General features: G+C 63.7%; 14 protein-coding genes and 2 tRNA genes. 9 read left to right on the top strand and 7 right to left on the bottom strand.

Annotation, left to right across the window (positions count from 1 at the left end; all coding sequences use genetic code 11):
• Window positions 1–6: 6 nt before the first annotated feature.
• The 3 genes from FFS35_RS13665 to FFS35_RS13655 all read right to left on the bottom strand — a co-directional run bounded on the left by FFS35_RS13665 (window position 7) and on the right by FFS35_RS13655 (window position 2,243).
• Window positions 7–210, bottom strand: coding sequence for a DUF1289 domain-containing protein (locus FFS35_RS13665; protein WP_249341639.1), 204 nt, complete (start codon window positions 208–210; stop codon window positions 7–9).
• Window positions 211–252: 42 nt separating this feature from the next.
• Complete coding sequence (locus FFS35_RS13660; protein WP_137787640.1) at window positions 253–1,650, bottom strand: DEAD/DEAH box helicase; 1,398 nt, start codon at window positions 1,648–1,650, stop codon at window positions 253–255.
• A gap of 113 nt (window positions 1,651–1,763) precedes the next feature.
• Window positions 1,764–2,243 (bottom strand): hypothetical protein, encoded by a 480-nt coding sequence (locus FFS35_RS13655; RefSeq protein ID WP_137787639.1) that lies wholly within the window; start codon window positions 2,241–2,243, stop codon window positions 1,764–1,766.
• A 67-nt stretch (window positions 2,244–2,310) separates the two neighbouring features.
• Here FFS35_RS13655 and FFS35_RS13650 point away from each other — a divergent pair, with 67 nt between their 5' ends.
• From FFS35_RS13650 to FFS35_RS13640, 3 genes are read left to right on the top strand one after another with little or no spacing between them, the layout of a single operon-like run.
• Complete coding sequence (locus FFS35_RS13650; protein ID WP_137787638.1) at window positions 2,311–3,759, top strand: FAD-binding oxidoreductase; 1,449 nt, start codon at window positions 2,311–2,313, stop codon at window positions 3,757–3,759.
• Between the two features lie 56 nt (window positions 3,760–3,815).
• Window positions 3,816–4,586, top strand: a complete 771-nt coding sequence (locus tag FFS35_RS13645) for a SapC family protein (RefSeq protein WP_137787637.1) — start codon at window positions 3,816–3,818, stop codon at window positions 4,584–4,586.
• Between the two features lie 17 nt (window positions 4,587–4,603).
• Window positions 4,604–5,146: a cytochrome b gene (locus FFS35_RS13640; protein ID WP_137787636.1), complete on the top strand. Its 543-nt coding sequence runs from the start codon at window positions 4,604–4,606 to the stop codon at window positions 5,144–5,146.
• Between the two features lie 173 nt (window positions 5,147–5,319).
• On the opposite strand, the gene FFS35_RS13635 is transcribed toward FFS35_RS13640, so the two are convergent.
• A complete protein-coding gene (locus tag FFS35_RS13635) occupies window positions 5,320–6,153 on the bottom strand; it encodes an N-formylglutamate amidohydrolase (RefSeq protein WP_137787635.1) in 834 nt (277 codons plus the stop codon).
• A gap of 129 nt (window positions 6,154–6,282) precedes the next feature.
• Between FFS35_RS13635 and FFS35_RS13630 the strand changes: the two genes are divergently transcribed.
• The gene (locus FFS35_RS13630; RefSeq protein WP_137787634.1) at window positions 6,283–6,660 is read left to right on the top strand and encodes a cell cycle two-component system response regulator CpdR; all 378 of its coding nucleotides are present in this window, start codon (window positions 6,283–6,285) and stop codon (window positions 6,658–6,660) included.
• Window positions 6,661–6,716: 56 nt separating this feature from the next.
• A tRNA-Val gene (locus FFS35_RS13625) sits at window positions 6,717–6,791 on the top strand.
• A 241-nt stretch (window positions 6,792–7,032) separates the two neighbouring features.
• Here FFS35_RS13625 and FFS35_RS13620 read toward each other — a convergent pair.
• Window positions 7,033–7,118, bottom strand: a tRNA-Tyr gene (locus FFS35_RS13620).
• A gap of 134 nt (window positions 7,119–7,252) precedes the next feature.
• Between FFS35_RS13620 and FFS35_RS13615 the strand changes: the two genes are divergently transcribed.
• Both FFS35_RS13615 and rlmB read left to right on the top strand, forming a co-directional pair.
• Window positions 7,253–8,848 carry a M20/M25/M40 family metallo-hydrolase gene (locus FFS35_RS13615; protein WP_137787633.1) on the top strand — a complete coding sequence of 532 codons (1,596 nt, stop codon included), beginning with the start codon at window positions 7,253–7,255 and terminating at the stop codon, window positions 8,846–8,848.
• On the top strand, window positions 8,848–9,594 hold the full coding sequence (rlmB, locus tag FFS35_RS13610; protein ID WP_137787632.1) for a 23S rRNA (guanosine(2251)-2'-O)-methyltransferase RlmB: 747 nt from the start codon (window positions 8,848–8,850) through the stop codon (window positions 9,592–9,594). Before FFS35_RS13615 ends, rlmB begins: the two co-directional genes overlap by 1 nt.
• Window positions 9,595–9,658: 64 nt before the next feature.
• On the opposite strand, the gene FFS35_RS13605 is transcribed toward rlmB, so the two are convergent.
• Window positions 9,659–9,976: a 2Fe-2S iron-sulfur cluster-binding protein gene (locus FFS35_RS13605; RefSeq protein ID WP_137787631.1), complete on the bottom strand. Its 318-nt coding sequence runs from the start codon at window positions 9,974–9,976 to the stop codon at window positions 9,659–9,661.
• A 54-nt stretch (window positions 9,977–10,030) separates the two neighbouring features.
• Here FFS35_RS13605 and FFS35_RS13600 point away from each other — a divergent pair, with 54 nt between their 5' ends.
• Together FFS35_RS13600 and FFS35_RS13590 are read left to right on the top strand one after the other, a co-directional pair.
• Window positions 10,031–10,660, top strand: coding sequence for a DNA-3-methyladenine glycosylase (locus FFS35_RS13600; RefSeq protein WP_137787630.1), 630 nt, complete (start codon window positions 10,031–10,033; stop codon window positions 10,658–10,660).
• 479 nt (window positions 10,661–11,139) lie between these two features.
• Window positions 11,140–12,453, top strand: a complete 1,314-nt coding sequence (locus tag FFS35_RS13590; RefSeq protein WP_137787629.1) for an Nramp family divalent metal transporter — start codon at window positions 11,140–11,142, stop codon at window positions 12,451–12,453.
• A gap of 2 nt (window positions 12,454–12,455) precedes the next feature.
• Here the strand turns inward: FFS35_RS13590 and FFS35_RS13585 are convergent, their stop codons facing one another.
• On the bottom strand, window positions 12,456–13,235 hold the full coding sequence (locus FFS35_RS13585) for a tyrosine-protein phosphatase (protein ID WP_137787628.1): 780 nt from the start codon (window positions 13,233–13,235) through the stop codon (window positions 12,456–12,458).
• Window positions 13,236–13,240 lie beyond the last annotated feature (5 nt).

Genomic DNA, 13,240 nt, shown 5'->3' with positions numbered 1-13,240 from the left:
GATGACTTAGGGCGAGGTTCCGCCGGATGCTAGTGCGGCAGCCGCCCCACGTTGCGCTACAAGCGCCAGAACCGCGCGCTTTTCCGCGTCACCCATCGTGGACCAGCGCGCGATCTCGTCGATCGTGCGGAAGCAGCCGAGGCACTGCCCGGTTTTCCGGTCCATCGTGCACACCAGCGTGCACGGCGATTGCGGCGCGCCGGTCGTCACGTCATGCGCCTCGATTGGCATGGTTGCCCGGCGCGACCCCGATCAGCTGGTTATCGATATGCTGAGGAAGCTGGGAACCGGCCCGTTCCATCCCTCGTCAGTCGCATGATCGCGCTGCTCGTGCCGACGACGCGGCGGTTGTGACGCATGTTCGGCGTCGCGGCTGTCGCTGCGCGGGGCTTCTGCCTCCTGCGCGCGCGCTCCCACGCTGCCGGCCGTGCGCTGCGCCGTCTGCTCGCCGGCGCGCTGGCCGCGATTGCGGCGGCGTGCGCGCGGCTTGTCGTCGGCAGTGGCGATATGCTGCTCTTCCGCATCTTTTGCAGGGGCGGCGACGCGGGGGATCTTCTGACCGGTGAGCTTTTCGATATTCTCGATATTCTCGGCATCGTCCGCGCCGACGAAGGTGTAGGCGATGCCTGTTGCGCCCGCCCGGCCGGTGCGCCCGATGCGATGGACGTAATCGTCGGGGTGCCACGGCGCATCGAAATTGAAGACGTGGCTCACGCCCTTGATATCCAGCCCGCGCGCGGCGACGTCGGAGGCGACGAGGATGTTCACGTCGCCCAGCTTGAAACGCTCCAGCTCCGCGATCCGCGCCGACTGCTCCATGTCACCGTGGATCTCGCTGGAGGCGAAGCCGTGCTTCTGAAGGCTCTTGTTGAGCTCCCGCACGGTCGTCTTGCGGTTGCAGAAGATGATCGCGGTGCGCACTTCCTCGGTCCGCAGCAGGCGGCGCAGCGTATCCCGCTTGTCGAAGGCGGAGCCTTTCACCGGCACCACCCATTGGGCGATGTTGATGTTGGTCGATGCGGGCCGCGCGACCTCGATCGTTTTCGGGTTGGTCAGGAAGCGATCCGCCAGCTTCTTGATCGGTGGCGGCATCGTCGCGGAAAAGAGCAGCGTCTGGCGCGTGGCGGGAAGCTTTGTGCAGATCGTCTCGATATCGGGAATGAAGCCCATGTCGAGCATCCGGTCCGCCTCGTCGATGACGAGCATGCTGCACCCGGTGAGCAGGATTTTGCCGCGCTCGAACAGGTCCATCAGGCGGCCCGGCGTTGCGATCAGCACGTCGACGCCTTTTTCCAGCGCCTTCACCTGATCGCCCATCTGCACGCCGCCGATCAGAAGCGCCATCGAGAGCTTGTGATATTTGCCGTAGGTCTCGAAATTCTCCGCGACCTGCGCGGCAAGTTCGCGCGTTGGTTCCAGGATCAGGCTGCGCGGCATCCGCGCGCGGCTCCGTCCCTGGGCGAGGATGTCGATCATCGGAAGCACGAACGAGGCTGTCTTGCCCGTTCCCGTCTGCGCGATGCCGATGATATCGCGCATCATCAGTACGGACGGTATCGCCGACGCCTGGATCGGAGTCGGTTCGTTGTAGCCGGTATCGGCTACGGCGCGGAGCAGTTCATCTGACAGGCCGAGATCGGCGAAGCTCATGGCAATTCCGAGAAAGAGCAATGGGTGCACCCATGGGTCACCCTGATGCTGGCGGAACGCGATTGCGCCGGAAAAGTCAAGTTTTTGTGCAACGCAGCGGGCAATGCGCCGGGCTAGCGACGGGGCACGAGCGCCCTGAAGTACGCGATTTCGCAACGCGCCCCCGATCGCGAGCGCAAGGCATCGCGTTTCGCACAGATCATTCCGTCTCCCGTCCGCTTCAGATAGAAGCCGGTATAGAACTTCAGCGTCGGGCAGGCGTCGTCGAGCTTGGCGCGCAGTCTCCGCCCGTCGATCGTTTCGAGATCGACGTCGCCCTCGTTCATCCTCGCAGCGACAATCGAGTCCGCCGGAACACATTTGGGCGCGGATTGCTCGCGCCATCTGGCGGGCGGCGGCGGCGCTGGACGGTATAGCGGACGGGGGGGCTCGGGCGATGAATCCACGCGCGGAATGCGGATGATCATCCGTTCGCGGATGATGACCTGCGCCCATTGCGTTCCCGCCATGTCATCCGCGTCCGGCGCGCGCGCGGATACGAGCAGCGGCATCGCGGCGAGGATCGGGAGCAGGGGCAGGGCGCGCTTTGACATGGGCAAACAGGCTGGACGTGAGCGATGGGATTTGAACGATACATGAATTGCGTGCGATAAATGCGACATGACACCAGCCCAGACCGCTCTGCTCGAAACGCTGGCGGGGCAAATCCCGGCCCGCGCGATCATCACCGATGCTGCCGCCATCGCGCCGCTGGAGACGGATTGGCGCGGGCGCTGGCATGGCCATGCGCCGGTGATGTTCCAGCCCGCCAGCACGCTGGAGGTCTCGACGATCGTCGCGGCTGCCGCCGCGCTGCGGGTTCCCCTCGTGCCGCAGGGAGGGAATACCTCGATGGTCGGGGGCGCGACGCCGCCGGCAGACGGCAGCGCGGCGATCCTCTCGACGCGGCGGATGAACGCGCTCCGCCGGCTCGATGCGGCCGCGGGGCTGGTCGTCGCGGAGGCGGGGGTGATCCTGTCCGATCTTCACGCTGCGGCGCTGGAGCGCGGGCAGCGTTTCCCGCTGTCGCTCGGCGCGAAGGGGTCGGCAACGGTCGGCGGACTGGTTTCGACCAATGCGGGCGGCACGCAGGTGCTCCGTTTCGGCACGATGCGCGGGCTGGTCGCAGGGATCGAGGTGGTGCTCCCCGATGGTCAGATCCATGACGGGCTGGACGCGCTCAAGAAGGACAATCGCGGCTATGATCTCACGCAGTTGCTGATCGGGGGCGAGGGGACGCTGGGTGTCGTGACCGCGGCGACGCTGCGGCTGGTGCCGGCGGTCGCGGCGCGCGCGGTCGCCTGGGTGGGGCTGGCGGACCCGGCCGCCGCGCTGGCGCTGCTGCGTCGTTTCCAGCGCGCGAGCAACGATGTGGAAAGCTTTGAACTGTTGCCCGGTGAATCGCTTGGCGCGGTGCTGCGCCATATCCCCGGCACGCGCTCGCCGCTGGAAAGCGCGCATCCGTGGCACGCGCTGGTCGAGGTGACGGCGGCCGATTCGCAGGCGGAGCCGCCCGCCGCGATCGTTGAGCGCGTGCTGGCGGCCGCGCTTGCCGATGGCGTCATCGCCGATGCGTCGATCGCGGCGAGCGAAGCGCAGGCCGACGCCTTCTGGCGCATCCGCGAATCGATTTCCGACGCGGAGCGCGCAACCGGCCCTGCCGCGCAGCACGATATCTCGGTGCCGGTGGAGGCGATGCCGCGCTTCATGATCGAGGCGGCGGCGGCATGCGAGGCGCGCTTCCCCGGCACCCACGCCTCGGGTTTCGGGCATCTGGGTGACGGCAACGTTCATTTCCACGTGCGCGCGCCGGCCGGTGCCGATGCCGCGCGCTGGTTTGCCGAAGAGGCGCCGGTGGTGACGCGCTTCGTCGGCGATCTGGTCGTGGCGGCGGGCGGCTCGATCTCGGCTGAGCACGGCATCGGGCAAATGAAGCTTGCCGAGCTTGAGCGGCTGTCCTCGCCCGCGCGCATGGCCGCGTTGCGGGCGATCAAGCACGCGATCGACCCGTACGGGATCATGAACCCCGGCAAGCTCGTCGCGCTTGCGCCGCGCGGGCAGGGCGAATAGGGCCGCTCGATCCGGGCCGTGTCGGCCTGATACTGATTTCGATACTGGAGAGAATGATGGCCAGTGCGCCGCAGCAGCTTCCGCTTTTCTACAACGGCCTGGAGCCGCTTTCGAGCGATCTGCACGCCAATTATCGCCTCCGGCCCGCCAATGCCGCGCCGTTCCTGCAGCATCAGCATGCGATCCCGGTAACGGTCGAGGAGTTTCCGCTGGTCCAGCGCTTCATGCCGATCGTCTTCACCGCGGGCGACGATGCCGTGCCGATCGCGCTGATGGGCCTGAACGAGGGCGTGAACGTCTTCATCGATGCGGAAGGGAAGCTGACCGAGGACAATTTCTACGTCCCGGCCTATATCCGCCGCTATCCCTTCATGCTCGCGCGTCTGCGCCCCGACGCGGACGAATTGTCGCTCTGCTTCGATCCGACCGCTGATACGATCGGCGCATTCGATGAAGGCGAGGCGCTGTTCGATGGCACGCAGCCGAGCGAATTCACCCGCAACATCCTGTCGTTCAACGAATCTTTCGAGCAGGCGGGCGCGCGCACCGGCGGCTTCGTGCAGGAACTTCGCGAGATGGACCTGCTGATGGAGGGCGAGGTTTCCATCCAGCATGACGGCTACGAGCAGCCGTTCGTCTATCGCGGCTTCCAGATGGTCAACGAAGAGAAGCTTGCGGATCTGCGCGGTGACCAGCTTCGCAAGATGTCCAAATCGGGCATGCTGCCGCTTATCTACGCCCACCTCTTCTCGCTGGCCCTGATGCGGGATATCTTCGTCCGTCAGGTCAATCTCGGTCTCGTGCCGCAGCCCAATCTGATTGTCTGAATGGAGATGACGACGCGATGACCAGACCGTTTGTTGGCGCTCGCTATTCCGGTGTGGCGATCGCGCTTCACTGGCTCATCGCGTTTTTCGTCATCGTCAATCTGCTCATCGGCATCGGGCATGATTCCGTGCCGATGCTGCGCGCGTGGATGCCCGGTCACAAGTCGATCGGCATCACCGTGCTTGTGCTCACGCTGCTGCGGCTCGGCTGGCGGCTGGCGCATCGCGCGCCGCCGCTGCCGCCTGAACTGGCGGGATGGGAACGAGCCGCCGCGCAACTTGTGCACGGCCTTTTCTATGCGGTGCTGTTGCTCCTGCCGCTATCCGGCTGGGCGATGGTTTCCTCGCCGGAGCACAGGCGGCCGCTGGACTGGTTCGGCGCGTTCGACATCCCGTTTCTCCCGGTTTCGCGTGTCACCGCCAATCTCGGCGGCGACGCGCATGGGGTGCTGGGATGGCTGATGCTCGGGCTGGTGGTGGTGCATATCGCCGCCGCGCTGCGCCATCAGTTTCTCCTTCGCGACAACCTCGTCGCGCGGATGCTGCCACGGTCTGGATGATAAAAGCGATCGGTTGAGCTAATTGCTCTTGAAACCAAATCCACCCATCATATGTTGTAGCCGTACAGCGCAGTGTTCCCCCCTTTCACGGCGCTGTATGACACGCTCAGGCGTGTCTCCTCCCTGAACCTTGGCCACCTCGCGTGTATTCGCGAGGTGGTTTTTTTTGTGGGTTACTCGGCGGCGAGTGCCGGCGCGGAATCGCATGCTTCGTCGGTCAGTGCGTCTATAATTCCGCGCACCAGTCGGACGATCGCGTCGAAATTGGCGCCAGGCTTGTCGAACGTGCTGTCAAGATACAGCGACCGATCGAGTTCGAGCTGAATGGCATGAATATGCGTGGCCGGGTTGCCATGCCGTTCCAGGATGTGGCCACCGGCGTAGGGGACATTGCGACTGTACCGCAGACCTTCCGTGCTCACGACCGATTCCACGCGGCGGACGAAGCGCACGCTGCTGGAGCGACCGAAGCGATCGCCCGTGACGATCCGCGCGTTGCCTTGCAGGATCGGCGGCATCGAATGAAGATCGAGCAATACTGCGCAGCCGAACCGGTCCCGTGCCAGTCTCAGCGTCTCGCGCAGCGCCGCGTGATACGGCCGGTGATCGGCGAGAATGCGCGCTGCAATCTCCTCGCCTGGAAAACGTCGTCGCCACAATTCGCCTGCCCGCGCCGTGCGCCGCGGTACGATTCCAAGCCCGCCACGCACCTTCGTGCTGGGTGCTCCCGGCGGCGCACCCTCATCGACGCCCGGATCACGCTCATGCTCTGCGCGGTTGAGATCGATCCAGGCTCGTCCCAGCCGCTGGATCAGCAGCGTTTCGCCCGCGCTCGCCGCCAGCGCGATCGCATCGACATGGCGGTCCTCCAAAGTGGCCAGGAGTTCGCTCGGCACGCGCAGGTTCGCACGCAGGGAGAGCGGATAATCGCGCCCCGCGTGGGGCACCGAGATTACCACTGGGCTTTCCGGTATTTCCGGGCCGACAATATCGAAGGATCGCGTCATTCTTGCATCAGCCTATGGCACAGCGCGACTGGTCGCAACGGGGCGCGGGCGGATGGATTTTCTTAATGTGTTGCGGCATATTGGCAGCCCCGACGAGGCACGGCCAGATACGAGGACCGACAACCCACCATGATCAGGATACTACTGGCCGAGGACGATCAGGTGATGCGCGAATATCTTACCCGCGCGCTTGAGCGTTCGGGCTATGCGGTATCGGCGGTCGATCGTGGCACGGCGGCGATTCCGCTGATCGAGGCGGAGCGATTCGATCTGCTGCTCACGGATATCGTGATGCCGGAAATGGATGGGATCGAGCTGGCGCAGAAAGCGGCCGATATCGCGCCGGACATGCGCGTCATGTTCATCACCGGCTTCGCGGCGGTGACGCTGAAGGCCGGCAGGGCGATGCCGCAGGCGCGTGTTTTGTCGAAGCCGTTTCACCTGCGAGATCTCGTGCTCGAAGTCGATCGCATGTTCGAAGCCGATAATGTGAGCGGCCTGAACTAAATCGCGCTGCGCCGCTTGCGTGGTCGGAATCTCCTCGCTAAAGGCCCCACTCCCGTGGGCGTGTAGCTCAGTGGTAGAGCACTGTGTTGACATCGCAGGGGTCGCAAGTTCAATCCTTGCCACGCCCACCATCGAAAGCCCCGCTGCCCGATCCGGGTGGCGGGGCTTTTGCTTTGATGGTCGGCAGTGGCCGATGAACATCTAACGCAAACGCTGTAGATATTGCGCGTCGGGCGTTTCGGATGTCTTGAAACCCAAGGCGCCGTCCGGGAACGGCAAAGCCCCTCTCGAACCGTCGCAGAAGGCTGCGGGCCTCGATCGTGCCGGGTTTGTGCCGATCTGCCGTTTGCGAAAGGCCGCCGGTTGCGGCCTTGGTGGAAGGGACTGGATTCGAACCAGTGTACGCTCACGCGGGCAGATTTACAGTCTGCTGCCTTTAACCACTCGGCCACCCTTCCAATGGGGCCGCTTCATCAAAGCGAGGGCGCCCAATGCCGAAGCCGGCGGTCGCTGTCAACGCACTGGTTTTCATGACCGACGCGCGGCATAGGGCGCGCAACAAAATAATTCCCGCAGGGAAGGGGTACCGCACATGCGCCATCTGTTGCTCGCCGCGACCGCTATTATCGCTACGCCAGTCCAAGCCCACGATAACGCAGACATCGCCAGGATCATTGACGAAGGCATAAGCCATTCTCAGGTGATGCTGACGGCTCAACATCTGAGTGACGTGATCGGCCCGCGCCTCACAAACTCGCCCGCTATGCGTACGGCGGAGGAATGGACACAGAAGAAGTATCGCGAATGGGGTCTGAAGAACGTTCACAAGGAAGGATATCTTTTCGGCCGCGGTTGGTGGATCGAGAAATCCAGTGTGCGGATGGTTTCGCCTCGTCCGATCCAGCTTACAGCGATCCCGATTGCCTGGACTCCACCGACGAAGGGCACGATCAGTGCCCCGATTTTCGTCGCGCCAATGCAGCGCGCACGCGATTTCGCGCAATACAGGGGAAAGCTCAGTGGCAAGATTGTGCTGGTTTCCCAGCCCGGCGCCGGATCGGAGAGTACGACGGCGCCATTCCATCGCTATACTGGTGATGAGCTGGCGAAGCTCGACGAATTCGAGCAGGCTAAATACGACCCGGAAGCCGACAAGCGGACGCTGGAGCGTTCCGACTTCGAGAAGCAGCGCGACGCCTTTCTGAAAGAAGAGGGTGCTCTCGCATATGCCACCATCTCGTATCGCGATGGCCTGCTGTTGCACGGCGAGGGCTATATGTTCGAGGCGGGTAAATCGCCGTCGCTGCCGGGCGTGCAGATCGCTGCCGAGGATTATCGACGACTCGCGCGACTTGCGAAGATCGCGGCCGCGCCGACGCTCGAAATCGACAGCGTGACGCACTATGACGACAGCGACGTCAAAGCGTACAACATTTTCGCAGAGATTCCCGGCACCGGTCCCAAGGCTGGTTATGTTATGGCCGGGGCGCATCTCGACAGCTGGGTCGCCGGGGACGGAGCGACAGACAATGGCGCGGGCTCCGCGATGATAATGGAGGCTGCGCGAATACTCTCCACCATTGGCGTGCGCCCAAAGCGCACTATCCGCTTCGCGCTGTGGAGCGGGGAAGAGCAGGCGCTGCTTGGCAGCCTGGCGTGGGTGGAAAAGAACCTCGCCACGCGCGGCGGGCCGAACGATCCGCCGCTGACGGGAGAACGCCGTTACTATGAATGGCCGAAGCGCTGGCCGATCAACAAGCAGCCGGGCTACGACGCGCTCGCCGGCTATTTCAATATCGACAACGGTTCCGGAAAGTTGCGCGGCATCTATGCCGAGAACAACCCAGCGGCGGCGCGAATCTTCGCCGACTGGATGGCGCCCTTCCGCTCGATGGGGATGACGCAGGTGGCGGTCGCGCCGACCGACGGCACAGATCACGTCTTCATGCAGGCTGTTGGTGCGCCCGGTTTTCAGTTCATCCAGGATCCACTGGACTATGAGACGCGCACCCACCATTCATCTGCCGACACCTACGACCATCTGAAGGCGGACGACATGCGACAAGGGGCGACGATCCTCGCCTCGTTTCTGCTGAACGCGGCCAATGCCGAAAAGCCCTTGCCGCGCTCACCGTTGCCGACCAAGCCGGTCGTTACCGATCCATTTGCTTACCCGGACAACAATTGATGACCCGTCGCGGACACCGCCCTTCCCAGCCCTCCGGCGGTCGCCCGCGATTCTGGGGCAGGCACGCCGTGATAGCTGCATTGGCGAACCCGGAGCGCGTGGTGCGCAAGATCTGGGGAACGCGTGAAGCGCTTGCGGCGCTTGATCTGCCGCCGGTGTTGCCGGTCGTCTATGCTGATGTCGCCGATCTCGGGCGGATGGTGCCCAATGATGCACCGCATCAAGGGCTGGTAGCCGAGGTCGACCCGCTGGAGGAAATATGGCTGGGCGATCTCTTAGAGCGGGGGAAGGATGATCGCCGACCTTTGGTGGTGCTCGATCAGGTCACTGATCCGCACAATGTTGGTGCCATCATGCGCTCGGCCGCAGCGTTCGATGCGCTTGGAATCATCACGCAGGATCGTCACGCGCCGCCCGAATCCGGCGTTCTGGCTCGCTCCGCCTCAGGGGCATTGGAAACCGTACCATGGGTGAGGGTGGTCAACCTTGCTCGCGCACTGGATGAGATTGCCGAAGCAGGTTTTTGGCGTATCGGCTTGACCGGCCGTGCCCCGCAGACGCTGGCTCAAGCTATGGGCGAGGCGCGCATCGCGATCGTACTTGGTGCGGAGGGCGAGGGGATGCGCCAGAATACCGAGGCGCATTGCGACCAGCTTGCAAAGCTGCCGATCTCCCCCAAAGTGGAAAGCTTGAACGTGTCCAATGCCGCCGCGATCGCGCTTTATGCGGTGACGGTGCGGGGATAATTTCAAAGGCGCGATACGGCGAAGTCGCGCCTTTGAAGCTTCTGCACTATCGCGGCTTCGCCGCTTAGTCTTCTTCGGCGATGCGGATCTTCAGTCCATCAAGTGCATCGGTGAACGGGATCTGACATGACAGGCGCGAGGTTTCGTTCCGGTCACTGGAAGAATCGAGCAGGTCGTTCTCATCCTCACTCATAGGCGGCAGTTTGGCCGCAAATTCCGGGTCGACATGTACGTGGCAGGTGGCGCAGCTACAGCAACCGCCGCACAGCGCTAGGATCTCATCGATGCCGCCGTCGCGGATAACTTCCATCACAGACAGGCCTGCATCGCCGTCCAACTCGCGTTCTTCCCCATTCCGCGTAACGACGATAAGCTTCGGCATCATGCTCTCCGTGAATTTCTCCCCGACCCATGCCTTCGTTCGCGCGCGCCTGCAATGGGGCTGAACAAGGAAGCGCTGCATTCAGCGATCGACGCGCTTGGCTCGATCGAGCCGAGATTTGCCGCTGCTCTTGCCCGCGTCGGCTACCCGGAGCCGCGGATTCGCGCACCCGGTTACGCCACCTTGCTGCGGACGATCGTGGGGCAGCAGGTGAGCGTGAAGGCAGCGGACGCGGTGTGGCGCAAGCTCGAGGCGCAGATCGGTGATCCGACAGATCCGAAAATCATCGCGCGTGCCAGCGATGAGGATTTGCGCGCCTGTGGTTTCTCGCGACAGAAATCGGGCTATGCCCGCAGCCTGGCGGAAGAGGTGCTGAGTTGCCGTCTCGATCTCGCCAACCTTCCGGCGGACGATGAAGAGGCGATTGCAGACCTCATTCGTGTGAAAGGGATCGGGCGCTGGTCCGCCGAAATCTATCTGCTGTTCGCTGAAGGGCGACCCGATATCTGGCCGGCAGGCGATCTCGCCGTGCAGATCGAAGTAGGGCGGATCCTTGGCCATGAGACTCGGCCTAGCGAGAAATTGACGCGAGAGTTGGCGGAGGCTTGGCGACCGTATCGCGGTGCGGCTGCAATCTTCATCTGGCATCATTACGGCGCTGGGAAGGACGCCGCTCCCGTCTGACCGGTGAGGGCGCGGGTTTCCAAACCTGCGTCTGGCAGAACATTGCGACGCAACCCTGCACGTTGAGCGAGCCATCGGGTTGCGGCTGCCGGTCGACTTGAATGTCTTGCCCCGACGCGGATCACAAATCTGGCCACGCCACTCCTTGCCGTTATCTGTAAGCCGGTAAAGAATCTGGATGCTGCGCATCGGACGCGACCGCAGAGCAGGATCGGGATACTTGATATCCCGCTCGTGGCTTTGCGTACTCGGCCTGACGATCGTGGCGAGCTTGCCGCACATCGGTGCGACACGTGGCGCGCGCGCGATGATGCCCGATCCGTCCGCCGTATGCTGCGTAGCGACAATAAGGGAGAAGACGGCGCGCTATCAGGGAAACCTGCCTTTGGGCAGCGCGCGGGCTGGCCGCTTTTAAGTGCGCTCCTCCGATAGCCAAATCGCGGTTGAACCACATCGTACCCTCCCGCATGGATGCGCGGATGAACCGGCTCCCTATCGACGTCAGGCGCTCGCTGCCGGAAAGCCATGGCACGATCACCGTGCCGCATGGTGCAGGCTTCGTGCGTAAGCTGCTTGCCTTCACTGGCCCGGGCTGGCTGGTGGCGGTCGGCTACATGGACCCGGGCAACTGGGCGACCGATATCGCGGGTGGCTCTGCTTTTGGCTACGCGCTGCTCTCCGTCGTGCTTCTGTCGAACCTGATGGCGATTGTGCTTCAGGCGCTGGCCGCTCGGTTGGGTATCGGGGCGGGAATGGATCTCGCCCAGGCCTGCCGCGCGCATTACCCTCGCGGTGTTGCGCTGGCGCTGTGGCTGCTATGCGAGATCGCGATCATCGCGTGCGATCTCGCCGAGGTGCTGGGTACGGCGATCGCACTGCAATTGCTGTTTGGCCTGCCGCTGGTCGCCGGCGTGTGCGTGACCGCGCTCGACGTTTTCCTAATCCTGGCGCTGCAGCGTTTTGGATTCCGGCGGTTGGAAGCGGTTATCGCCGCATTGCTCATCATCATCGCCGGCTGTTTCACCCTGGAACTTATCTGGGCGGGGCCGGACTGGCGCGCGGCTGCGGGGGGCGTGGTGCCAACTGCGGAAATCGTCCGCAATCCCGCGATGCTGTATATTGCGATCGGCATCCTGGGCGCGACAGTGATGCCCCACAACCTGTACCTCCATTCCGCCATCGTGCAGACGCGGGCGTTCGGGCAGAGCGAGCGCGACAGGCGCGAGGCGATCCGCTTGGCGACGGTGGACTCGACGGTTTCGCTAGGGCTAGCCTTCTTCATAAATGCCGCCATCCTGATCCTGGCGGCGGCCACCTTTCATGTCGCCGGGCGCACCGACGTAGCGGAAATCGCAGACGCGCACCGGTTGCTCGCGCCGATGCTTGGCGTGGGGGCAGCGAGCACGGTATTCGCCATCGCGCTGTTGGCGAGCGGGCAGAATTCCACTGTCACCGGAACGCTGGCGGGCCAGATTGTAATGGAAGGGTTTCTTCACCTGCGGCTGCCGGCATGGGCGCGGCGGCTGGTGACACGCGGACTGGCGCTCTTGCCGGCGATCGCGGTCGTGATGACGATGGGCGATGAAGGCGCGACGCGGTTGCTGCTATTGAGCCAGGCGGTTCTAAGCATGCAATTGCCGTTCGCGGTGGTGCCGCTGGTTGCCTTCACCGGCAGCGCGACTGTCATGGGCGCACATATCGCACCGCGCTGGCTTGCCGCCCTTGCCTGGTCAGTGGCGGGCCTGATCGTGCTGCTGAACGCGGTCCTGCTGTGGGGTATAGCTTTCGGCTGACGTCAGCCGATCAGGCGCGCCGCGATAGCTTCGCGCCGGGCGCCATCCACCTCCAGCACTTGCTCCGCATAGTTTTGGATGTTTCCGTGCCGCTCCCGAATCGAGGCGAATGCGGTGTGGAGATAATCGGCCTCTACCGACATTAGCGCGATGATCGCCTCGTCAGTCATCTGTTGACCATAGTTTGCGCGCATAGACGCTGCGGCGCTGGCAATGCGGCGCTCGGGATTGCCGGCGGTGTTCGTGAGCAGATAATCCGCCATGATATCGTCCTCACCCACGCCGAGCAGGCTGTGGAGCAATGCAGCCGCCAGTCCCGTGCGATCCTTTCCGGCCAGGCAGTGGAGCAGGCTCGCGCCATCTCGCGTGGCCAGCGCCTTAAAATAAAGGGTCAGCGTGCGGATCAGTACGTCGCGATATGGCATCGAGACGTAAAGCTCCTGCATCGCTGCACGAGCCTCTTCTGCTGTTGCGACCCCCTTCGCGGCCTGCTGATGAGGAGCAAGCTTGCTTCCAGCGGTCTCGCCAGGCGCGAACAGGACAGTACCGTCGAACGCGCCATGTCGGCGGCATGGCGCGACGCGACGCTCGCTATCCCCACGCAGATCGATGATAGTGGCGATCCGAAGCGACGCCACACCATCGAGATCGTCCGCGGTCGCATCGCCATGCTGGCCCGATCGCCACAATAAGCCGGCCCGAATCTTTCCGGACGGCGTGTGATAGCCACCATAATCGCGGAAGTTGTGGATACCCTGGAAGCTCAGCACACGCTCGTTCATGCGCG

It is taken from the genome of Sphingomonas sp. 3P27F8 (genome assembly GCF_005502745.1).
Lineage (GTDB): Bacteria > Pseudomonadota > Alphaproteobacteria > Sphingomonadales > Sphingomonadaceae > Sphingomonas.
This window is presented reverse-complemented; position numbering and strand designations above follow the sequence as displayed.

Bases quoted from the DNA above. Each gene is read 5' to 3' on its own strand.
- FFS35_RS13660 (WP_137787640.1), bottom strand. From the start codon at position 1,650: ATGAGCTTCGCCGATCTCGGCCTGTCAGATGAACTGCTCCGCGCCGTA.
- FFS35_RS13655 (WP_137787639.1), bottom strand. From the start codon at position 2,243: ATGTCAAAGCGCGCCCTGCCCCTGCTCCCGATCCTCGCCGCGATGCCG.
- FFS35_RS13650 (WP_137787638.1), top strand. From the start codon at position 2,311: ATGACACCAGCCCAGACCGCTCTGCTCGAAACGCTGGCGGGGCAAATC.
- FFS35_RS13645 (WP_137787637.1), top strand. From the start codon at position 3,816: ATGGCCAGTGCGCCGCAGCAGCTTCCGCTTTTCTACAACGGCCTGGAG.
- FFS35_RS13640 (WP_137787636.1), top strand. From the start codon at position 4,604: ATGACCAGACCGTTTGTTGGCGCTCGCTATTCCGGTGTGGCGATCGCG.
- FFS35_RS13635 (WP_137787635.1), bottom strand. From the start codon at position 6,153: ATGACGCGATCCTTCGATATTGTCGGCCCGGAAATACCGGAAAGCCCA.
- FFS35_RS13630 (WP_137787634.1), top strand. From the start codon at position 6,283: ATGATCAGGATACTACTGGCCGAGGACGATCAGGTGATGCGCGAATAT.
- FFS35_RS13615 (WP_137787633.1), top strand. From the start codon at position 7,253: ATGCGCCATCTGTTGCTCGCCGCGACCGCTATTATCGCTACGCCAGTC.
- rlmB (WP_137787632.1), top strand. From the start codon at position 8,848: ATGACCCGTCGCGGACACCGCCCTTCCCAGCCCTCCGGCGGTCGCCCG.
- FFS35_RS13605 (WP_137787631.1), bottom strand. From the start codon at position 9,976: ATGCCGAAGCTTATCGTCGTTACGCGGAATGGGGAAGAACGCGAGTTG.
- FFS35_RS13600 (WP_137787630.1), top strand. From the start codon at position 10,031: ATGGGGCTGAACAAGGAAGCGCTGCATTCAGCGATCGACGCGCTTGGC.
- FFS35_RS13590 (WP_137787629.1), top strand. From the start codon at position 11,140: ATGAACCGGCTCCCTATCGACGTCAGGCGCTCGCTGCCGGAAAGCCAT.
- FFS35_RS13585 (WP_137787628.1), bottom strand. From the start codon at position 13,235: ATGAACGAGCGTGTGCTGAGCTTCCAGGGTATCCACAACTTCCGCGAT.